Here is a 21,314-nt window from a genome sequence, read left to right as displayed (position 1 = left end):
TTTAATGTGCTCCTGCACCGCCTTCGCTCTTAATCGGCGAAAGCAACCAACAAAATGGAATCAATAGCAGAGCCACGATACTCAGGCCCATAAATACGTCGATGTACGCCAGAATGCGCGCCTGCGCGATCATCTCCTGATAGAGCTGCCCACTCGCCAGCACCAGCGGATCGCCCACAGCGGTGGTGAAATTGCGGATCGAGTCAGCCCAGTGTTGCAGCGTGAGATTGTAAGGCTCATTGAGCGGCGACATGTTGTGCACCATGGTGGCCGATCGCGTCTGCATGCGTTCGGTAATCCCCGCCGTCGACAGCGAAATACCGATCGAGCCGGCGACGTTGCGGAACATGGTGAACAGCGCCGACGCATCGGCATTTAATCGCTGCGGCACGGTGATAAACGCAATCGTCGTCAGCGGCACAAACAAGAAGCCGAGGCCGATCGACTGCGCACTACGCATCATCACCAGCGTGGTGAAATCGACATTGGGCGTCAGCGTGGTGGAATAGAAGAACGCGCTAGCAAGACAAGTGAAGCCGAAGGCGATGATGTAGCGCGTCTGCACTATCGGCATCAGCTTCAGTACGATGGGTATCGTCAACACGATCAATATCGCGCCGGGCGACAGCACCAGCCCCGACCAGGTTGCGGTGTAGCCGAGATCCTGTTGCGCCAGTTGGGGAAGCACCACCGAACTGCCGTACAGAATCATCGCCATGCCCGCCATCAGCAAGCCCGCCACCCAGAAGTTGCGATCTTTCATTACGGTGAGATCGACTACCGGCTTACGCGCATACAGCAGCCAATAAATGGCCCCAATAATGCCGATTACCGCCAGCATGGCGAACAGCCGAATAAAGTGTGAGGCGAACCAATCTTCATCTTCACCGCGATCGAGAAACACCTGCAAACAGCCGAGCCCTAAGGTGATCAGGCTGATCCCGATGTAATCGATCTTCAGGCGACCTTTATCCCACTTACGCTCCCACGGCGGATCTTCCAGCAGCTGATAAATGGCCATCACGGTTAATATGCCGACCGGAATGTTAATGAAGAACACCCAGCGCCAGCTGTAGTTATCGGTGATCCAGCCGCCGAGCGTGGGACCGATGACGGGTGCAACGATGATGGCAATCGACGACAGGCCAAAAGCTTTGCCGCGATCTTCTGCTTTGAAGTAATCAAGCAGCACCGATTGTTGTACCGGCTGCAAACCACCGCCAAAAAAGCCCTGCAGGATGCGGAATAAGATAATTTGCCACAGCTCGGTGGCAATGCCGCACAGGAAGGAGCAGATGGTGAACATCACGATGCAGATCAGGAAGAACTGCTTGCGGCCAAACAGTCGGCTAAAGAACGCCGAGATCGGCAACACAATGCCGTTTGCCACCAGATAAGAGGTTAACACCCAAGTCGATTCGTCATAGCTGGAGGAGAGCGAACCGGCAATATGCGGCAGCGCAACGTTGACGATGGTGGTGTCGAGAATCTCCATAAACACCGCCAACGTAACCGTTATGGCGACCAGCCACGGATTGCTGGCCGGACGCCAGCTTTCGCTCGCACTCATTCCACTGTCACCTTCGGTTCAACCGACAAGCCCAGCGGCAGCGGATGATTGGCATCTAATCCCTTATCGATGACGATTTTCACCGGCACGCGCTGCACGATTTTCACGTAGTTGCCGGTGGCATTTTCCGCCGGGAAAGTGGAGAAGCGCGAGCCTGAACCCATCTGTACGCTATCCACATGCCCTTCCAGTTTCATATCCGGCCAGGCATCTACGCTAATGTCGACTTTATCGCCCGGCTTCATTCGCGCCAGCTGCGACTCTTTGAAGTTGGCGTTAATCCAGATTTCAGGCGAAACCAGTGAGAACAGTGCGCTGCCGGCCTGCACCAGCGTGCCCAACTGCACATTACGCTTGGTGACAAAGCCATCGTAAGGCGCGCGAACCTGGGTATAAGAGAGATTCAATTCAGCGGTATTGAGCTGCGCTTGTGCCTGCTCAACCTGCTGCTCGCGCGCTTCCACATTGGTTTCCTGCTGACGAATTTGTAGCTTCACCTGTGAAGCCACTTCGACCTGCGCCTTAGCACTTTGCAGTTGCGCTTCTGCTGAACGCAGCTGCGCGGCGGCCGTATCAATATTGCGTTGTGAAGTTGCACGCGGATCAACGCCGCGTTGACGACGATAATCGGCCTGCGCATTGAGCAAATTCGCTTGCGCTTTGGCTTGATCGGCGAGGGCTTGATCGCGCTGCGCCGGATATTGCACACGGGACAAGGCTAACTGCGCCTGCGCCTGATGCAACTGCGCTTGTGCCAGACCAAGCTGGGCTTTTGCCTGATCGCGCTGCGCTTCGCTATCACGCGCGTCGATCTCCACCAGCAAATCGCCCTGCTTCACGCGCTGGTTATCTCTCACCAGCAACTTCACCACATAACCGGCCGCTTTCGGCGCGATGGTGACCGCATTGCCTTCGGTAAAGGCATCGTCAGTGCTTTCAATGTTTCGGGTCGTCAGCCAGAACCATAATCCCACCACGATCATAATCACCACCACAATGGCGAGAAAAATCAGCGGCTTCTTTCCGGGACGTTTACGTTCTGGTTCGTTGTTATCTTGATGGGTGTTAGAGGTGTTTTGCGGATCTTGCTGATCGCGTTCAGACGGTTGGTTCTGGTTTTCACTCATAATTTTTCATCGTAGGCAGTTGTCCCGATTCCCGGGCAAAAACGGTCAACATAACCTTAGATGGGAAATTGACAAATGCCAATGCAACTTTACACAAGCCGACATTGGCACTCGGCTAGCGCAATAGGTGCAACAGCAGCCATCCGCCCGCCATCGACCAGGCAAGCATCGGGATTGAAAACAGATGGAAGCGCCACCAAACCCGCGCATCCTGCGCCATACGTAAGGCAATGAGATTGGCGAGCGATCCTGGTAGTAAGCCAAATCCACCGATATTCACCGCCCACGCTAACACGTCGGAGGGTGGCACTTTCTGCAAAAGCAGAATGGTGGCGGGAACGTTACTGATAATTTGCGAGAAGCCGATCGCCAGCAGGTAGAGGCCGCCTTCACCGAGCTGACCAATGGCGGCAAAATGCGGCTGCAGCCAGGATAAATGCATTAACAGGAAGACATCGATAAACATCGCCACGAATACCAGCAGCAAACTCCAGTCAATGCTGATCAACACGCTGCGCGCCATGATCAGGAAACAGGCCGCCACCAGCAGCAGCGCCCAGCCGGTCATTTTTAGCTCCAGCGCGACGATAAACACTATATACAGCACCACGCTGACGACGAACAAAGACTTGCGCCACGCCTGGGCTTCACCTTGCTCATGCTTTTGAATTGTGCGTGCCGGGAAACTCCACCAGGTGAGCGCCATCAGCGTCAGCATCAAAAATGCCGCCAATGGCGCCATCTGCGCAATAAAGCCGGGCACGCTGAGCGTACCGTGACTCCACAGCAAAATGTTTTGCGGGTTGCCAACCGGCGTTAATAACGAGCCGGCGTTTACCGCCAGCGCTTCGAAAATGATCAGGCGGGAAATAGGCAGGCGCGAGAATTTGCGCAGCGTCAACGTCAGTGGCACCAGAATAAACAGTGCGACATCGTTAGTGAGAAAAGTAGAGAGTAACGCGGCGGCGCAGACCATGAACAACGCCAGCGCGCGTTCGTGCTGGAAGCGTTGGATCAGGCGCGCGCCGAGCACATCAAAATAGCCGCTGTTTTCCAGCCCTTTGGTTAACATCAATAGGCCGGTGAGCGTCATGATGGTATGCCAGTCAACGGCAGTCGGCAATTGCGACCAGCGGAAATTCGCCAGCGGCAACATGATCACACCCAATAACAACAACAAATGCAAAATACGATCGCGCATTAAGGAACGAAGCAGATTGGGCATGATGGCGAAAGGCCTTGTGGTTAACGACTCTCGTAAAATTTCTGGAAGACGGCCAACGTTTCATCACTGACGTGATGTTCAAGGCCTTCTGAATCTCGGCGTGCGGTTTCCGGGCTTACGCCCAGCGCCAACAGGAAGGTTTCAACAATATGATGACGAACGCGGCTCGCTTCAGCCAGCTTCTCACCCTCAGCGGTCAGGAACACGCCGCGATATGGCACTTGCTCGACTAAGCCGGTGGTGCCAAGACGCTTCAGCATTTTCGCCACGGTGGGCTGGGAAACGCCCAGACGTGCGGCCATATCCACCTGACGCGCTTCGCCAAATTCGCGAATCAAATCAGAGATTAATTCTACATAGTCATCGATCAGCTCACGACGATGCGCCTCGCGCACCTGACGAAATCCTTCGACATGCTCCTCGATCTCTTTTAGCGGGCCCTGGGGCATGTTGGTGGCAATTTTTGCACGACGACTCATTCAACTTCCTCTTTATTATCTGCCGCACTTTACCTACGGTGCGGGCTGGCTGCGCCCATTGTAAACCAGGCTCAAATAAGCACAAATTTTTCCTAAATAGTGTTGGCTAAAGAGTATAGCCAATGCTATCTTTGTTGATAATGTAAGCGAATAGCTTACAAAGGCTACAAAGAAAATGTCGTCATTCACTCGGGAGGTGAACATGACTACCATGAAAAACTGCCTCGACTGTGGCAAATGTTTCCAGGCTGAACAGAGCAAAACGGCTTTTGAGCTGAAATCGCTGCTGTGCCTGTTTACCCGCTCGCCATTTGCGCTGCGTTTGATGCTGATTGAAAAGCTCACCGGCAAACAGCTGGTTGAACGTCCGTGCCCAAAACTGATCTGGCGCGGCTAACGTTCCCACTCATTCTTTTCAGCAAAGCCCGCTCATGTAGCGGGCTTTGTGTTTATAGACGTGGGTAAATCGCTTATTGCACCCATAAAAAAACGGCCCCGAAGGGCCGTTCATTGTGCAACCGGTCTAAGCAAGAACTTAGAAGCTGTAACCTACGCCAGCAATCCAGGTGCCAACGTCGACGTTGCGGATACGGCTCTGCTCGTAACCTACGTCCAGTGCGACGTTCTCGATTGGGTTGAACTGCATGCCCGCACCATAAGAGAAACCGTAGTCGCTGGTATCAGACTTAGAACGTACAGAGGTGTCGTTCTGCTGGAATTTACCGTAGCCCACACCTACAACACCGTAGATGCTTGCCCAGTCGTTCAGACGGTAAGCTGGACCACCGGTGATGCCGTAGTACTGAGCTTTGTTATAAGCGCCAGCATCAGTACGATCTTTCTCGGTGTAGGTGAAAGAACCGATCCAACCCAGTGGGTTAGAACCATCTTCGTAACGATATTTCAGGTTGAAGCCGTTTGCTTTGTTAGCAACGCCTTGATAATCGCTCTGAGCGTAACCACCGGTAACGGTGCTTTGTGCCATGGCAGAACCTGCAGAAACTGCAAGTACACAAGCCAATGCTGAAAGACATGCAATTTTTTTCATAACCACCTCAAATGTGAATATACTTCTCTCCTGACAACGCTATAAATATAACAAAAAACAGCAAGAAACTCTGCCCGCATTTTGTTGTCTAACAGATTGTTTGGTGTAACAGAAAGTTAATGAAGTTTCCTATGTCATTCATTTTACTTATAAAAACCATCATATTCCTGCAACAAAATTTCCGATCACAAAAAATGCCTTTAAGTAAATTCCTAAACTAACCTGACGTTTCTTTACGGAAATGGCACTAAAAATGGCTAAATTCTGACCGGTCAGCGCGTTTTATTTCCCCGCATCGCGCCTCCTTATTTGCTGCAGATTCCTTTACACTGAGCGCTTGTTACTCTGCTGTTAATAAATAAAAGGAATGGATTACAGGATGTCTGCGCCTCTAACGACCAAAAATATGGCCCCGGTGTTGTTCCCTATTGCCGTATTACTGATTGCGATGCTCTCACTGCAGGGCGGCGCTTCACTGGCGAAATCGCTGTTTTCTACCGTTGGCGCACCGGGCATTACCGCGCTACGTCTTGGTCTTGGCACCCTGATCCTCTGCATCATTTTTAAACCCTGGCGTTTGCGCTTCACGCGTGAGCAGCGCAAACCGTTGCTGATGTATGGCTTAGCGCTTGGCTGCATGAATTATCTCTTCTATTTAGCCATTCGTACTGTGCCACTTGGTGTGGCGGTGGGCTTAGAATTTCTGGGACCGCTAACGCTGGCCTTGATTGGCGCGCGCCGCCCGCTCGATTTTATATGGGTGCTGCTGGCGGTGGTCGGTTTGTGGTTCCTGTTGCCGATCGGTGAAGGGATGAGTCATATCGATCCACTTGGTGCGCTGCTGGCGGTGGGAGCCGGCGCTTGCTGGGCGGTCTATATTCTTGCGGGGCAACGTGCTGGCGCGGAACATGGTCCGGCAACCGTCGCGATGGGCTCGTTGATTGCCTCGGTCATTTTTGTGCCGCTCGGCCTGATATTTGCCGCACCGGGAATCTGGCATTGGGATGTGCTGCCGCTGGCGCTGCTGATCGCCCTGCTTTCCAGCGCCATTCCTTATTCTCTTGAGATGATGGCGCTGACGCGTCTGCCGGCGCGCATTTTTGGCACTTTAATGAGTCTGGAACCGGCGATGGCCGCGCTTTCAGGCATGCTGTTCCTCGGTGAGTTGTTAACGCTGAAGCAATGGCTGGCGTTACTGGCGATCATCATCGCCTCGGCAGGCTCGACGCTAACCATGAAACAAAAAAGCGCCAAAATAAGCGAAGTGGATATTGCCAATCCGCAATAAATAGGCTTATTTCAGCCTGCTTGACGGCAGGCTAAATATTTAAGCATTCTCATTATCACCTTCACCGAGATTTTGAAGCATTCTCTGTTATTATTTTGCAACACGATTAATAAATAATTAACACAAGCATCAAACCTATGTTTTTAAACAACTAAAAATAAAAAAGCACAATCCATGAGCAATATTAAGATTTATCTATCCCTGCCATTGACTTAATCAAGCCTGCAAATTAAAAAACTGCTGCTATACTTATTTCCGTGCTTGATTAGGACAACCATCAATAAGAGGACATTAATGATGAGTACCGCAAAACTGGTTAAAACTAAATCGTCTGATCTGATTTACACCCGTAATGACGTCGCTGACAGCGATAAAAAAGCGACCATCGAGGTGCTCAACCGTCTGGTAGTGGAGTTTATTGACCTGTCGCTGATCACCAAGCAGGCGCACTGGAACATGCGTGGCGCCAACTTTATTGGCGTACATGAGATGCTGGATGGTTTCCGTACCGCCATTACCGATCACCAGGACACTATCGCTGAACGTGTGGTTCAGCTGGGCGGTGTGGCGCTGGGTACCACTCAGATCGTCAACGACAAAACACCCTTGAAAAGCTATCCGCTAAACATTCATAGCGTGCAGGATCATCTGAAAGCGCTGGCCGATCGTTATGCGATTGTGGCGAATGATACCCGTAAAGCCATCACAGAAGTAAGCGATGAAGACACCGCGGATATCTTCACAGCCGCATCGCGCGATCTGGATAAATTCCTGTGGTTTATCGAATCAAATATCGAATAAATTTCAGTGTAATAACGAAGGCGGGTTATCCCGCCTTTTTTTACGCCTGTAACATTATGGTGCTTTTTTTGACGTTGTTAACAATTCCTTAATCCCTTCTTTCGCTCTCCCCGCCCTTGGTGCACACTGTGCCTGCACCACAACAGCACTACGCACCAAAATGAAGCACCAATAAGGTGCAAAACTTTTCGTCTGCGCAAAATCGTGTCAGCAAGTGCTTAAAACTACTGATTTCGATCAAAATGAAAAGTTGGCATAATTTTTTCATATGATAGGCCGTACATCGGGCCATCAGGCCTGAAGGGTAATAAGGAAAAAAATGATGAAGTCATTGATTAAAGTCTCCGTGGCCGCGCTGGCGCTGGCCTTCTCGCTTTCCTCCACCGCAGCAGACAAAAAACTGATCGTCGCAACCGACACTGCATTCGTTCCCTTCGAGTTCAAACAAGGCGATAAATACGTCGGTTTTGATATCGATCTGTGGGATGCCATCGCGAAAGAACTGAAACTCGATTACGCCTTCAAGCCAATGGATTTCAGCGGCATCATTCCCGCCCTGCAAACCAAAAACATTGACCTGGCGCTGGCGGGTATCACCATTACCGAAGAACGTAAAAAAGCCATCGAGTTCTCTGACGGCTACTACAAAAGCGGTTTGCTGGTGATGGTGCGCGAGAATGAAAAAGATGTGAAGAGTATCGACGATCTGAACGGTAAAGTGGTCGCAGTGAAAAGCGGCACCGGTTCGGTTGATTACGCGAAAGCCCACATCAAATCGAAAGACCTGCGTCAGTTCCCTAACATCGACAACGCGTACATGGAGTTAGGCACCCAACGTGCTGATGCCGTGCTGCATGATACCCCTAACATCCTGTACTTCATTAACACTGCCGGTAAAGGCCGCTTTAAAGCGGTTGGCGAGTCGATTGAAGCGCAGCAGTATGGCATCGCGTTCCCGAAAGGCAGCGACGATCTGCGTGAAAAAGTGAACGGCGCACTGAAAACCCTGCGCGACAACGGCACATACAACACCATCTATAAAAAATGGTTCGGTACTGAACCAAAATAATTCCGGCCTCAGCCGATTTTGCAGCAGGGAGCATAACACTCCCTGCTTTTTACATTTCCACGCAACAGATTTGGAGTCACACCATGGAGTTTGACTGGAGCGTCATTTGGCCTGCCCTGCCGATTTTAATCGAAGGTGCCAAGATGACCCTGCTGATCTCGGTCCTCGGCCTGGTCGGCGGTTTAATTATCGGCCTGGTTGCCGGTTTTGCCCGCGCCTACGGCGGCTGGATCACCAACAACATCGCCTTAGTTTTCATCGAACTGATTCGCGGTACGCCAATCGTGGTGCAGGTGATGTTTATTTACTTCGCCCTGCCAATGGCCTTCCCGGATCTGCGTATCGATCCATTTAGCGCCGCAGTGGTCACCATCATGATCAACTCCGGTGCCTACATCGCAGAAATCACGCGCGGTGCGGTACTGTCGATCAACAAAGGCTTCCGTGAAGCGGGTCTGGCGCTGGGCCTGTCGCGCCGCGAAACCCTGCGTTACGTGATCATGCCGCTGGCACTGCGCCGTATGCTGCCACCGCTGGGTAACCAATGGATTGTCAGCATCAAAGATACCTCGCTGTTTATCGTGATTGGCGTGGCCGAACTGACGCGTCAGGGTCAGGAGATTATCGCCGGCAACTTCCGTGCGCTGGAAATCTGGAGCGCCGTTGCCATCATCTATTTGGTTATTACGTTGGTGTTGAGCTTTGTGCTGCGCCGTATTGAGAAAAGGATGAAAATTCTGTGATTGAATTTAAAAACGTCTCGAAGAATTTCGGCCAGACTCAGGTTCTGCACAACATCAACCTGAAGATTAACCAGGGCGAAGTGGTGGTGATTATCGGGCCATCCGGTTCCGGTAAATCTACGCTGCTGCGCTGCATTAACAAGCTGGAAGAGATCACCACCGGCGATCTGATTGTCGATGGTATGAAGGTCAATGATCCGAAAGTGGATGAGCGCCTGATTCGTCAGGAAGCGGGCATGGTGTTCCAGCAGTTCCATCTGTTCCCACAGATGAGCGCGCTGGATAACGTCGCCTTTGGCCCGATTCGCGTGCGTGGTGCGAAGAAAGAAGAAGCGCATAAACTGGCGCGCGAACTGCTGGGCAAGGTCGGCCTTGCCGAACGTGCGCATCACTTCCCGTCGGAGCTTTCTGGTGGTCAGCAACAGCGCGTAGCCATTGCGCGTGCGCTGGCGGTGAAACCAAAGATGATGCTGTTTGATGAGCCCACCTCAGCCCTCGATCCTGAGTTGCGTCACGAAGTGTTGAAAGTGATGCAAGATCTGGCGGAAGAAGGCATGACGATGGTCATCGTGACGCACGAAGTCGGTTTCGCCCAGAAAGTCGCTTCACGTCTGATCTTTATCGACAAAGGCACCATCGCGGAAGATGGCAACCCGGACGATTTGATCACTAACCCGCCAAGCGATCGTCTGCGCGAGTTCCTGCAGCACGTATCCTGATAGCTTGGTCGCCATGGTTGGCGACCGATTATGTAAGGTCGTCATTGATGACGACCTTCTTCCCCACCGCCCCACACAAAAATCAATTTTCCTTTCAGAATCTGTACCTTCCATCACTGACTATACTTCTCTCTTGTGCCGTTCAAGGAGAAAGCGATGTTGTCTGCCAGCCCACCCGGTCGTTCCACCCTGTGGTTACTTTTCAGTTTGTTCACTCTGTTTGTCATCGCCCCGGCGCAGGCCGTTAATCTGCCGCAGGCGGCCGTTGCGGCACAGCAGTCGCAAAAGCCCGCCGCTGAGACACCAGCCGAAGGTGAACCCAGCGTAGAAGAGAAAAAAGCCGCGTATGCCGCGCTGGCCAATATTCTGGATAACAACACCTCACGCCAGGAGCTGATCGATCAACTGCGCCAGGCCGCTAACAGCAAATCCACCGATGAACACCCGGTGCTCGCGCCGCCGCAGGCCACTCAGGACGATCCCACCGTGCTGGAGAGCGTCACCAGCGTAACGCGCCAATATGGCGGCGCGGTGGCCGCGCAGTTTGTCCAACTGCATGACAACATCACCAATGCGCCACACAAGTCTTTTAACCAGCAAACCTTCCTCAACGCGCTGAAATACTTTGCCGCCCTCGCCGCCGCGGTGTTTGCTTTGTACTGGCTAACACGGCGCCTGATGTGGCCGGTCTGGCGACGTATGGGCCGCTGGGGGCGCCATCAAAACCTTGAACGCACCAAGTGGTTGCACTTGCCCGCCACCATCATGATGGCCTTCGTTCTCGATATTGTGCTGCTGGCATTAACGTTGTTTGTCGGTCAGATCATCAGCGACAACTATCATGACGGCAACCGCACCATTGCCTATCAGCAAGGGCTTTTCCTCAACGCCTTCGCACTGATTGAATTCTTCAAAGCGGTTCTGCGCCTGATTTTCTGCCCGCATTTCCCGGCACTGCGCTTCTTCCACTTATCAGATGCGCGCGCCAGTTACTGGAACACGCGTCTGAGCTGGCTAAGCGGCATCATCGGTTACGGTTTACTGGTGGTGGTACCGATTGTCTCCAATCAGGTCAATATTCAGGTGGCCGCGCTGGTCAACATGCTGATTATGGGGATCATGACCGGCTGGGCGCTGTGGCTGATTTTCCGCAACAAAAGCAATATCCATCAAGAACTGTCGCGTCTCGCCGATCGCAGCATGAGCTTCTTTGCCCTGTTTATCCGCGCCTTCGGCATGGTCTGGCACTGGCTGGCCAGCGCCTATTTTATCGCGCTGTTCCTGTTCTCCATCTTCAATCCCGGTGACAGCCTGAAGTTTATGATGTCTGCCACGGTGCGCAGCCTGGCCATCGTGGTTATCGCTGCGCTGATTTCCGGCATGCTGACGCGCTGGATCAGCAAAACCGTCACGCTGTCGCCCGATATGCGCCGCAACTATCCCGAGCTGCAAAAACGCGTCAATGATTGGGTGAAAGCGCTGCTGAAACTGGCGCGCGTGGTTACCGTATTTGCCACGCTGTTGCTGCTGCTCAATGCGTGGAATCTGTTTGATCTCTGGCACTGGCTCACGCTCGGTACCGGCCAAAAAATGGTCGATGTGCTGATTCGTATCGTGATGATTGTGCTGCTGTCGGCGGTGGGCTGGACGCTGCTGGCGAGCCTGATCGAAAGCCGTCTTGCCTCGGACTCACACGGCCGTCCAATGCCGAGTGCGCGTACCCGCACGCTGTTGACGCTGTTCCGTAACGCGCTGGCGGTGGTGATCAGCACCATCACCATCATGATTTTACTGTCGGAAGTGGGTGTGAATATTGCGCCGCTGCTGGCCGGTGCCGGTGCGCTCGGTCTGGCGGTGTCGTTCGGTTCGCAAACGCTGGTGAAGGACATCATCACCGGCATCTTTATTCAGTTTGAAAACGGCATGAACACTGGCGATCTGGTGACGATTGGCCCAATCACCGGCACGGTGGAACGTATGTCGATCCGCTCGGTGGGCGTGCGTCAGGATACCGGCGCGTATCACATTATTCCGTGGTCATCGATCACCACCTTCGCCAACTTTGTGCGCGGCATTGGCTCGTTCGTGGCGAACTATGATGTGGATCGCAGTGAAGATAGCGAACGCGTGAACCAAACGCTGCAAGCTGCGGTAAAAGATCTGCTGGAGAACCCGGATATTCGTGGCATGGTCATTGGCGAGCCGAGCTTTGCCGGATTAGTCGGATTAACCAACCAATCCTTTACCGTGCGCGTGTCATTCACCACGCAGCCGCTCAAGCAGTGGACGGTGCGTTTTGCGCTGGATGATAAGGTGAAGAAGCATTTTGATGCGGCCGGCATTAAAGCGCCGCATCAAACGGTGGAAGTCATGCAGACCGGCAGCGATATCACCTCAGCAGCAACCTTGCCGGCGTTGCCACCGGCACAATGAGGTTAGCGTTTCAGTCGTTTAGCGCGTGTTGCTGGCGGCTGGAACGTCCAGGCGATAAAGCGGCTCTGCTTCTGCCCCTGCGCCATTTCGATGATACGGACTTCATAGGCATCGAGATCGCGCAGCTGGTCACGCAGCGCGGGTAGATTCTCTTTACGCGACACCAGCGAAGTGAACCAGCCAATATGGTCTGCTTGCGCCACGCTTTCAGCGATCATCTGCCCGACAAACTTGCGCTCACCGCCATCACACCATAGCTCGCTGTGATGGCCACCAAAATTGAGCGGTGCGTTTTTACCTAAGCCGAGGTTACGCGTTTTGCGCTGACCCACAGTGGCGGCCTCTTGCGCAGAAGAGTGGAACGGCGGATTACACAGCACGGCGTGATAGCGCTCATTTTTGTGCACCACGCCCGCAAAAATGGCCGACGCATCCTTTTGACGGCGCAGACGAACACCGCGCTGCAAGCCCGGATTACTCGCCACGATCTGACCCGCAGCGGTAATCGCTTCGGCGGTGATATCGGTCCCGGTGAAGCGCCAGCCATATTCGGCGTTGCCAATCAGCGGATAAATGCAGTTCGCGCCGCAGCCGATATCCATCACATCCAAATCGCGCGGAATCACACCGCCGTTGTCACTCGCCAGCAGATCGGCCAGCGCATGCACATAATCAGCGCGCCCTGGCACCGGCGGCGTAAGGTAGCCTTTCGGCAGTTGCCAGTTGAGATTATAGAACAGCTTCAGCAGCGCCTGATTCAGCAGCATCACTGCTTCGGGATCGGCGAAATCCACCGACAACTCGCCGTAGCCGTTGGGACGCACTTTCACCGCCAGCGGCGGATGGGCTGCGGTCAGAGCAGCAAAATCATAACGGCCTTGGTGGCGGTTACGCGGATGGAAAGGTGACGCGGCGGCTGGCTTGTTCATAGTTTCTCCGGAAAATAGCGCGGGCGTAAGATACTCTGGCTCGCGGCATCGCACAATGCGCTTAATCGAATTCACCGTATTAGATGAGATTAGTGCAGTAAACTCAGTTTCCCCTTTAAGGATAGTTATGACACGTCAACGTTACTCTTATCAGCCACGCGCTGGACACGGTTTGCCGCACGATCCGCTGAATGCCATCGTCGGTCCACGCCCCATTGGTTGGGTCAGCTCGCAAAGCGCCAGCGGCGTACGCAATTTAGCGCCTTACAGTTTCTTTAACTGCTTTAACTACCACCCGCCAATTATCGGCTTCGCCAGCAGCGGCTGGAAAGACAGCGTGCAGAATATCTCGGAGACCAAAGAGTTTGTCTGGAACCTGGCGACGCGCCCGCTGGCCGAGGCGATGAATGAGAGCTCCGCTTCGGTGGCATCTGAACAAGATGAATTTGCGCTGGCGGGATTAACGCCGCTTGCTGCCTCACACGTCAATGTCAGCATGGTGGCGGAAAGCCCGGTGAACTTTGAGTGTAAGTTGACGCAGCTGATTCAACTGCAGGATGCCCAAGGCAACCCGATTGATAGCTGGCTGGTGCTGGGCGAAGCCGTCGCCATCCATATTGATGAAGCCTTGCTGGAGAATGGCATTTACCAAACCGCCAAAGCACAGCCGATCCTGCGCGCCGGTGGCCCCTCGGCTTATTACGGCATCAGCGAAGAACTGCGCTTTGATTTGGTGCGCCCGGATGCGAGACGATCTTCGTAAGCCTGGTCGCCATAAATGGCGACCCTACGCTGGGCCAATGCGGTTTGTAGGGTCGCCATTCATGGCGACCGCGTAAATTCACGCTACAACCCACTTTTCAACACCTCAACCGCGCGGGCGATCTCCGGTGCCAGCCAGCGATCTTCCTGCCAGTTGGCCACCACCACGCGCAGGCGACGTAGTGCATGCGCCGTGCCTTGCGCCAGTTGCTGTTCGCCGTGGAAATCCAGCGCCTGCGCCGCCAGCAAATACTCAATCGCCAGAATCTGCCACACGTTACCCACCAGCTTGAGCAGCTTGAGCGCCGCGCCGGTGCCAAGGCTGAGATGATCCTCTTGCAAACCGGACGTGACATAATTATCCAGCACCGCCGGTTGTGCCAGTTGGCGATTCTCCGCACACAGTGACGCCGCCACATACTGCGCGATCATCATGCCGGAGTTGACGCCCGGTTGCGCCACCAGAAACGCCGGTAAACCGCTCACCAAGGGATTAACTAAACGATCAAGCCGCCGCTCGGCGATGCTGCCGACTTCCGCCATGGCAATCGCTAGCAGATCCGCCGCCATCGCCACCGATTCGCCGTGCGGGTTAGCCTGCGACACCACGCGCCAGTTATCCGGCGTGCCGAGCACCAGCGGATTGTCCGTGCAGGCATTCAGTTCGGTCTCAATTTGGCGCGCCGCGTGATCGAACTGATCGCGGCTGGCCCCGTGCACCTGCGGCATTGAGCGCAGGCTGAGCGCATCCTGAGTACGAATGCCAATGCTTGCCGCCAGCAGCGGACTGTCGCCGAGCAGTTCACGTAAGCGTTGGCCGCTCATCTGCATGCCCGGACTGGCTTTCAGCGCCATCACTTCGGCATCAAAGGCCACCAGCTGTCCGCGCAGCGCCTCAAAACTCATCGCGCCGGTGACATCCGCCCAATCCAGCAAACGCGCCGCATCATCCAGCGCCAGGCAGGATAAACCGGTCATGCACGGCGTACCGTTGACCAGGCTCAACCCCTCTTTGGCGCCCGGACGATAGGGTTGCAAACCCGCCAGCGTTAACGCCTGCGCAGCGGGCATAATCTGGTTTTGATACTCAACGTCGCCGACACCCATCAGCGCCAACCCGATATGTGCCATATGGCTGAGGTAGCCCACCGAACCTTGCGACGGCACCTGCGGCGTAATCTGCTGGTTGAGCAGCGCCAGCAGATGCTGCACCAGCGCCACCGACACACCCGATTTACCGTGGCTGTAATTGGCAATTGCCGCACACAGAATGGCGCGCGCCTGTTCACGCGTCAGCAGCGGACCCACGCCACAGGCGTGACTCAGCAGCGTATTGCGCGACAGCTGGCTGAGCTGCTCTTCCGGCAGCGTGATGTTGCACAGCGCGCCCAGGCCAGTATTGATGCCGTAGGCGATCTGGCCGCTGGCCACAATCTCATCGACAATGGTGCGCCCTTGCGCAATGCGCTGCCAGGCGCTGACGCTCAAACTGAGTTCCGCGTCGTGCCGCGCCACCTGTACCAGCTCTTGCCAGGTTAATGGGCTATCGCCCCACACCACGGTCATGCTGGCTGCTCCGCACCGTGATGGCTGGAAATAAACTGCTTAAAGCGCTGCGATCCCTGTACGCCAAACATCTCTTCCGGCGCGCCCTGGCAATCAATGGTGCCCTGATGCATAAATACCACGCGGTTAGAGACGTTACGTGCAAAGCCCATTTCGTGCGTCACCACCAGCATGGTGCGCCCCTCTTCTGCCAGGCTGCGCATCACTTTCAACACTTCGCCCACCAGTTCCGGATCGAGTGCCGAGGTTGGTTCATCGAACAGCATCACTTCTGGATCCATCGCCAGCGCGCGGGCAATCGCTACGCGCTGTTGCTGACCGCCCGACAGTTGCGCTGGGTAGAAATCTTTGCGATTCAGTAAGCCCACGCGATCCAGCAGTTGCTCCGCCTGAGCGATGCAGCTTTTTTTGTCGCGCTTCAGCACATAGTGCGGGCCTTCAATGACGTTTTGCAGCACCGTCATGTGCGACCACAGATTGAAGCTCTGGAACACCATGCCAAGGCGCGAACGCAAGCGCTCAATCTGTTTTGGATTGGCCGCCAGTTGATGGCCACGCGCATGGCGCTTCATCTCAATGGTTTCGCCGCCGACGCTAACGACACCGGCATCCGGCGTTTCCAGCAGGTTGATGCAGCGTAGCAAGGTACTTTTGCCCGAGCCGCTGGCACCAAGAATCGAGATGACATCGCCTTGGTGTGCCTGCAGCGAAATGCCTTTGAGCACTTCCATCGCGCCAAAGGATTTATGGATATCGGTGGCGGATAAGGTTACGGGTGATGTGGAATGCATATTACTCTCCGGCAAGCGGTTTAACGGCGGGCAACGGCTTTTTTGCGACACGATGTTGCACACTCAGACGGCGCTCTAACAGCGCGTACAGCTGGACGATAATAAAGTTGAGGATCAGGTAGATCGCCGCCGCGCAGACAAAGACTTCCATGGTGCGATAAGTACGCTGAATGATCTGCTGCGCCACGCCGGTGACGTCCCAAACGGTCACCAGACTGGCAAGCGCGGTGGATTTCACCAGCAAAATCGCTTCGGTGGAGTACGCCGGCAGCGCATAGCGCAGCATGATCGGCGCGATAATGCGGCGCAGCAGCAGCCAGCGCGACATGCCGCAGGCGAGACCGGCTTCCACTTGTCCGGCTGGCACGGCGAGCAGCGCGCCGCGCAGAATCTCGGCGGTATAGGCCGCGGTACACAGTGACAGCGCCAGCACCGCGCAGATAAACGGCTCACGCAGGAACGGCCAGACGAAGCTGTGGCGGATCACGCCAAACTGCCCCAGGCCGTAATAGATGAGGAACAGTTGGATCATCAGCGGCGAACCGCGAAACACCAGAATATAACCGCGCGCGAAACCGCTCAGCACCCGCCAGCGGCTCATGCGCAATGACAAAATACCCATCGCCAGCACGCCGCCGCAAAGAAAGGCGCTGATAAACAGCCCGAGCGTCACCGGCAGCGCGGCGCTCAGCTTGAGAAAGGTATCAGAGAGAAAAGCGAAGTCGATCATGCTGCTGCTCCTTAATGCTGTGCCGCAGTGCGACTTTGCCACGCACGACCGAGGCGCGACTCCGCCCGACGAAACGCATGATTAGACACCAGCGTCAGCACCAGATAGCAGGCGCCGCCAACCAGATAGAAAGTGAAGTAATCGCGCGTGGATCCGGCTGCAACCTGGCTGGCACGCATCAACTCGACAATGCCGGTGACCGATACCAGCGCCGAATCCTTCAGGCTCATCTGCCACACGTTCGACATACCCGGCAGCGCATAACGCACCACCTGCGGCAGCAGAATACGTTGGGCAATGCGCCAGCGCGGCATACCAATCGCCACTGCGGCTTCCACTTCGCCTTTAGCCAGCGCCAGACGCGCCGCGCGATACACTTCGCCCTGATACGAACCAGAAATGAGCCCGATTGCCAGCGCACCAATCAGGAACGGCGGCGCTTCGATAAAGCCATCCGCGCCGAACATCTGCCCAACCAGCGTAATCAGGCCGGATCCACCAAAATAGAACAGGTAGATCACCAGCAGTTCCGGGATGCCGCGAAACACCACCGAATAGCTTTCACCTAACCAGCGCAGCCAGCGTTGAGGCGATAACTTGGCGGCCGCCACACCAGAACCAACCACTGCTCCAATCATCAGCGCCACCAGCGACAGCAGCAGCGTGGTGCAGGCCGCGCTCAGGATCAGGCGGCCCCAACCATCAGCACCAAAACTCAGCAGGCTCATCATCTTTCACCTCACTTACGGGGTTACGTCAGTTTTAAACCATTTCTCACTGAGTTTTTTCACCGTGCCGTCAGCCAACGCGGTGTGGATCGCCTCATCCAGCTTGGCTTTTAGGTCGTTATCCGCCATGCGCACGCCCATCGCTTCGCCCTCGCCCCAAATTGGGCCGCCGAGCTGTGGGCCGCTGAAGACCAGATTATTGTTCTCTTTGCGCGCCAGCATCGATTGCGCAAAGGTCACGTCATCGAACACCGCATCGATTCGGCCAGACTGCAGGTCGAGCATCGCATCCGCCGATGAGGTGTATTCGCGTACCTCGGTATCGCCTTTGAAGTACTTATCGATAAACGGGGTGTACACGGTGCCGGAGGCGATACCGATGGTTTTGCCCTTCAGCGCCGCTTTCAGCGGGGCAATCGCCGCGTTGATCTCTTTCTCATCGTCATGCAGCTTGATGATGTTGTGATCGGCCGGCAGCAGCGGGCTCTCTTTGGTGGTGATGAAAGTCGCCGGGGTTGAGGCATAAGGCGTGGTGAAGTTGACCACTTTTTTGCGGTCCGGCGTGATGACAATCGCATCCATGATCACGTCGTACTTACCGGCATTCAGGCCCGCGATCATGCCGTCCCAGTTCTGCACCACCAGCTTGCACTGGATGCCCATGCGCTTGCACAGATCGTCCATCAGCTCGGGTTCAAAGCCGCCTAACTTGCCGCCTGGCAGCGTCAGGTTCCAGGGTTCATAGCTGCCTTCGGTAGCGATGGTGATCGATTTCCACTCTTTCGCCTGTACGGCAACGCCGCTGATCATCAGGCTGGCAAACAGGGTCGTGAGGCAAAAACGGCGAATCGGGGCGCGGTGCGTCATGCGGCTTCTCCTGGCTATTAATCAAGTTTGGCAGTCTCTGCTCATGCAATACTCACAGATGACCTTTCATGTATATACAAGTTAGCCTGCGGCAGATCATTGTCGGCATAAGCTTTTTGTGAGCCAGCCAGTATAAAAATGAATAATCGCTGCGTGGTCTTTACTTGTACATACAACCTAGCAAGCGCTATGCCAAATCAGCAAAGCCGTAAAATCAGGGGATAATCACGCGATGAACGTAAACAGCGCACCACAAGGAGGCGAGATGTGCATCACTATGGTGCACGTAGGGTCGCCATTCATGGCGACCGTCTGGATGTACGCACCGGGTAAATCGGTCGCCATAAATGGCGACCCTACGGATGTTGGGAGCGGGTTTAAACCGGTTTACCCGCTTCAATAAACGCCTGCATCAGCGGTTTCAGCACCTTCTGCAGCTGCGCAGCGCGATCCTGCTGCCAGGCAAACGGCGGCGTTTCGTCCATATAATTTAGCTGCGCCAGCTCTAGCTGCACCGCCTGCACACCCTGCTCCGGCTGGCCGTACGCGCGAGTGATGTAACCGCCTTTAAAACGTCCGTTGGCGATCCAGCTGTAATCATTTTGCGCATTACACACCTGTTTGATCGCGTCGATCACCGCCGTTAAGCAACTGGCGCCATCATTGGTACCAATGTTGAGATCCGGTAAACGTCCGTCAAACAGGCGGGGAATCACCGAGGCGATCGAGTGCGCATCAAACAGCAGCGCGTAACCGTGCTGCGTTTTCAACCGCGCCAGTTCCTGCTGCAACTGCTGGTGATACGGTTGCCAGATCGTGTCCAGATAACCCTGACGCACCTCGGCGCTCGGCGTTTTACCCGCTGCAAAGGTTGGGCTGCCGTCGAACAAGGTTTCGGGATATAAGCCGGTGGTCGCCGTGGTATAGAGCGGCTGATTATCCGCTGGACGGTTAAGGTCGATGACAAAACGTGAATAGTGACCAATCAACACGCTGGCACCGAGATCGCGTACAAAATCGTACAGCAGCGGTAAATGCCAGTCGGTATCCGGCAAGCCGCGCGCCGCGTTGCTCAAGCCGGCGTCCACTTCCGGCGTTAATTGCGTGCCGGCGTGGGGAATGCTGACCAGCAGCGGAATCTTACCGGCGGTGAAATGAAAAGGTGTCATTGCGCTTCTCCACGATAAATAATCTGGCACGGCAATTCGCCGCCCAGCCAATAAACCAGCTCTGCCGGACGCGCCAGCGGCCAGTGAACAAAATTCGCTACCTTGCCTGCTTCCAGCGAACCGTGCGAGTGCTGTAATCCCAGCGCTTTGGCGCCCCACAAAGTCACGCCCGCTAATGCCTCTTCCGGCGTTAAACCAAACAGCGTACAGCCCATATTGAGCATCAGACGCAGCGAAAGCGCCGGTGAGGTGCCCGGATTGGCATCGCTGGCCAGCGCCATCGGCACGCCGTGTTCACGGAACAGCGACACCGGTGGACGTTGCGTTTCGCGCAGCAGATAAAACGCGCCCGGCAGCAACACCGCTACGGTGCCGTGCTGCGCCATGGCTTTTGCGTCCGCTTCCGTCGCGTATTCCAGATGATCGGCGGAGAGCGCGCCGTAACCCGCCGCCAGCGCCGCGCCGCCCAGCGCCGAAAGCTGCTCGGCGTGCAGTTTCACTGGCAAATCTAAGGCTTGAGCGGCATCGAAGACCGCGCTGACCTGCTGCGGTGAAAAGGCTAAATGCTCGCAGAACGCATCCACCGCATCCGCCAATCCTTCGGCTTTCACCTGCGGTAACAGGCGTTGGCAGATGATATCGATCCAGCCTTGCGGGTTGTCTTTAAACTCCGGTGGAAAACCGTGCGCGGCTAAGCAAGTGGCCTTTACATCGGCGGGCACCGTTTCCGCCAGCTCACGAATGGCGCGCAGCATGGTCAGCTCGCTAGCTTCATCAAGGCCGTAACCGGATTTGATCTCAACCAAAGTGACGCCTTCCGCCAGCAGACGATCCAGCCGCCAGCGCGCGCTTGCCACCAGTTCTTGCTGGGTTGCCGCACGCGTGGCGCGCACCGTGGAGAGAATGCCGCCGCCCTGCGCCGCAATCTCCGCATAGCTCACGCCATTGAGACGCTGCTCAAACTCCTGGCTGCGATCGCCGCCAAACACCAGATGCGTATGGCAATCCACCAAACCGGGGGTGATGATGCCGCCAGAAAATTGGTGCTGTTCCCGCGCGGTAAACGCCGGGCATTCGCTGCGCGGCCCCACCCAAATCAGTTTCCCCTGATCGACCGCCAGCGCGCCGTCGGCAATCAGATTGTAGTGTCCGTCACGCATCGTAACGATGTCGGCCCCCAGCCACAGGCTGTCGATCTGCTTCGTTTCTGCCATCCCACTCCCCTTCACGTTCGGCGATTTACACTACGCATCAAAGTATGTATATGTAT

The 21,314-nt window shown here is 55.1% G+C and carries 21 protein-coding genes; 8 read left to right on the top strand and 13 right to left on the bottom strand.

The genetic code is table 11. The annotated features are described in order from the left end of the window. Nucleotide 1: 1 nt before the first annotated feature. The 4 genes from AC6I8K_RS06255 to mntR all read right to left on the bottom strand — a co-directional run bounded on the left by AC6I8K_RS06255 (nucleotide 2) and on the right by mntR (nucleotide 4,401). Entirely contained in the window at nucleotides 2-1,570 is a 1,569-nt protein-coding gene (locus AC6I8K_RS06255; protein ID WP_483817084.1) for a DHA2 family efflux MFS transporter permease subunit, read from the bottom strand. Then, on the bottom strand, nucleotides 1,567-2,697 hold the full coding sequence (locus AC6I8K_RS06250; protein ID WP_483817083.1) for an HlyD family secretion protein: 1,131 nt from the start codon (nucleotides 2,695-2,697) through the stop codon (nucleotides 1,567-1,569). Before AC6I8K_RS06250 ends, AC6I8K_RS06255 begins: the two co-directional genes overlap by 4 nt. A gap of 115 nt (nucleotides 2,698-2,812) precedes the next feature. Further along, a complete protein-coding gene (locus AC6I8K_RS06245) occupies nucleotides 2,813-3,922 on the bottom strand; it encodes an SLC13 family permease (protein WP_497826398.1) in 1,110 nt (369 codons plus the stop codon). A gap of 20 nt (nucleotides 3,923-3,942) precedes the next feature. Next, the gene (mntR, locus tag AC6I8K_RS06240; RefSeq protein WP_008102536.1) at nucleotides 3,943-4,401 is read right to left on the bottom strand and encodes a manganese-binding transcriptional regulator MntR; all 459 of its coding nucleotides are present in this window, start codon (nucleotides 4,399-4,401) and stop codon (nucleotides 3,943-3,945) included. 202 nt (nucleotides 4,402-4,603) lie between these two features. Between mntR and AC6I8K_RS06235 the strand changes: the two genes are divergently transcribed. Further along, nucleotides 4,604-4,798 carry a hypothetical protein gene (locus AC6I8K_RS06235; RefSeq protein WP_497826397.1) on the top strand — a complete coding sequence of 65 codons (195 nt, stop codon included), beginning with the start codon at nucleotides 4,604-4,606 and terminating at the stop codon, nucleotides 4,796-4,798. Nucleotides 4,799-4,936: 138 nt separating this feature from the next. Here AC6I8K_RS06235 and ompX read toward each other — a convergent pair whose 3' ends face one another. Continuing rightward, nucleotides 4,937-5,449, bottom strand: a complete 513-nt coding sequence (gene ompX, locus AC6I8K_RS06230; protein ID WP_483817081.1) for an outer membrane protein OmpX — start codon at nucleotides 5,447-5,449, stop codon at nucleotides 4,937-4,939. A gap of 379 nt (nucleotides 5,450-5,828) precedes the next feature. On the opposite strand from ompX, the gene rhtA reads away from it, so the two are divergent. The 6 genes from rhtA (at nucleotide 5,829) to ybiO (ending at nucleotide 12,502) form a co-directional block, all read left to right on the top strand. Next, nucleotides 5,829-6,737 carry a threonine/homoserine exporter RhtA gene (rhtA, locus tag AC6I8K_RS06225; protein WP_497826396.1) on the top strand — a complete coding sequence of 303 codons (909 nt, stop codon included), beginning with the start codon at nucleotides 5,829-5,831 and terminating at the stop codon, nucleotides 6,735-6,737. Between the two features lie 297 nt (nucleotides 6,738-7,034). After that, nucleotides 7,035-7,538, top strand: coding sequence for a DNA starvation/stationary phase protection protein Dps (gene dps / locus AC6I8K_RS06220; RefSeq protein WP_036620516.1), 504 nt, complete (start codon nucleotides 7,035-7,037; stop codon nucleotides 7,536-7,538). 322 nt (nucleotides 7,539-7,860) lie between these two features. Continuing rightward, on the top strand, nucleotides 7,861-8,607 hold the full coding sequence (gene glnH, locus AC6I8K_RS06215) for a glutamine ABC transporter substrate-binding protein GlnH (RefSeq protein WP_064740688.1): 747 nt from the start codon (nucleotides 7,861-7,863) through the stop codon (nucleotides 8,605-8,607). 83 nt (nucleotides 8,608-8,690) lie between these two features. Continuing rightward, nucleotides 8,691-9,350: a glutamine ABC transporter permease GlnP gene (gene glnP / locus AC6I8K_RS06210; protein ID WP_007887744.1), complete on the top strand. Its 660-nt coding sequence runs from the start codon at nucleotides 8,691-8,693 to the stop codon at nucleotides 9,348-9,350. Next, nucleotides 9,347-10,069 (top strand): glutamine ABC transporter ATP-binding protein GlnQ, encoded by a 723-nt coding sequence (gene glnQ, locus AC6I8K_RS06205; protein ID WP_483817080.1) that lies wholly within the window; start codon nucleotides 9,347-9,349, stop codon nucleotides 10,067-10,069. The genes glnP and glnQ overlap by 4 nt, the downstream gene beginning before the upstream one ends. Before the next feature lie 156 nt (nucleotides 10,070-10,225). Continuing rightward, on the top strand, nucleotides 10,226-12,502 hold the full coding sequence (gene ybiO / locus AC6I8K_RS06200) for a mechanosensitive channel protein (protein WP_483817079.1): 2,277 nt from the start codon (nucleotides 10,226-10,228) through the stop codon (nucleotides 12,500-12,502). A gap of 2 nt (nucleotides 12,503-12,504) precedes the next feature. On the opposite strand, the gene rlmF is transcribed toward ybiO, so the two are convergent. Beyond that, on the bottom strand, nucleotides 12,505-13,431 hold the full coding sequence (gene rlmF, locus AC6I8K_RS06195; protein ID WP_483817078.1) for a 23S rRNA (adenine(1618)-N(6))-methyltransferase RlmF: 927 nt from the start codon (nucleotides 13,429-13,431) through the stop codon (nucleotides 12,505-12,507). 127 nt (nucleotides 13,432-13,558) lie between these two features. Between rlmF and AC6I8K_RS06190 the strand changes: the two genes are divergently transcribed. Continuing rightward, nucleotides 13,559-14,194 (top strand): flavin reductase family protein, encoded by a 636-nt coding sequence (locus tag AC6I8K_RS06190; RefSeq protein ID WP_064740684.1) that lies wholly within the window; start codon nucleotides 13,559-13,561, stop codon nucleotides 14,192-14,194. A gap of 83 nt (nucleotides 14,195-14,277) precedes the next feature. Here AC6I8K_RS06190 and AC6I8K_RS06185 read toward each other — a convergent pair whose 3' ends face one another. The 7 genes from AC6I8K_RS06185 to hutI form a co-directional block, all read right to left on the bottom strand. Then, complete coding sequence (locus tag AC6I8K_RS06185) at nucleotides 14,278-15,759, bottom strand: HAL/PAL/TAL family ammonia-lyase (RefSeq protein ID WP_497826395.1); 1,482 nt, start codon at nucleotides 15,757-15,759, stop codon at nucleotides 14,278-14,280. Next, nucleotides 15,756-16,550 (bottom strand): ABC transporter ATP-binding protein, encoded by a 795-nt coding sequence (locus AC6I8K_RS06180; RefSeq protein WP_064740682.1) that lies wholly within the window; start codon nucleotides 16,548-16,550, stop codon nucleotides 15,756-15,758. Before AC6I8K_RS06180 ends, AC6I8K_RS06185 begins: the two co-directional genes overlap by 4 nt. 1 nt (nucleotide 16,551) lies before the next feature. Continuing rightward, nucleotides 16,552-17,280: an ABC transporter permease gene (locus AC6I8K_RS06175; protein WP_483817076.1), complete on the bottom strand. Its 729-nt coding sequence runs from the start codon at nucleotides 17,278-17,280 to the stop codon at nucleotides 16,552-16,554. Nucleotides 17,281-17,291: 11 nt separating this feature from the next. Continuing rightward, nucleotides 17,292-18,011 (bottom strand): ABC transporter permease, encoded by a 720-nt coding sequence (locus tag AC6I8K_RS06170; RefSeq protein ID WP_497826394.1) that lies wholly within the window; start codon nucleotides 18,009-18,011, stop codon nucleotides 17,292-17,294. 12 nt (nucleotides 18,012-18,023) lie between these two features. After that, on the bottom strand, nucleotides 18,024-18,875 hold the full coding sequence (locus tag AC6I8K_RS06165; RefSeq protein WP_497826393.1) for a transporter substrate-binding domain-containing protein: 852 nt from the start codon (nucleotides 18,873-18,875) through the stop codon (nucleotides 18,024-18,026). Nucleotides 18,876-19,252: 377 nt separating this feature from the next. Continuing rightward, nucleotides 19,253-20,044, bottom strand: coding sequence for an N-formylglutamate deformylase (gene hutG / locus AC6I8K_RS06160; RefSeq protein WP_497826392.1), 792 nt, complete (start codon nucleotides 20,042-20,044; stop codon nucleotides 19,253-19,255). Then, nucleotides 20,041-21,258, bottom strand: a complete 1,218-nt coding sequence (hutI, locus tag AC6I8K_RS06155) for an imidazolonepropionase (RefSeq protein WP_483817073.1) — start codon at nucleotides 21,256-21,258, stop codon at nucleotides 20,041-20,043. The genes hutG and hutI overlap by 4 nt, the downstream gene beginning before the upstream one ends. Between the last annotated feature and the right edge of the window lie 56 nt (nucleotides 21,259-21,314).

It is taken from the genome of Pantoea sp. X-Soil-ISGK-421, assembly GCF_059730785.1.
Note: the sequence above shows the minus strand (reverse complement) of the source record. Positions and strands in the feature narration are given on the sequence as shown.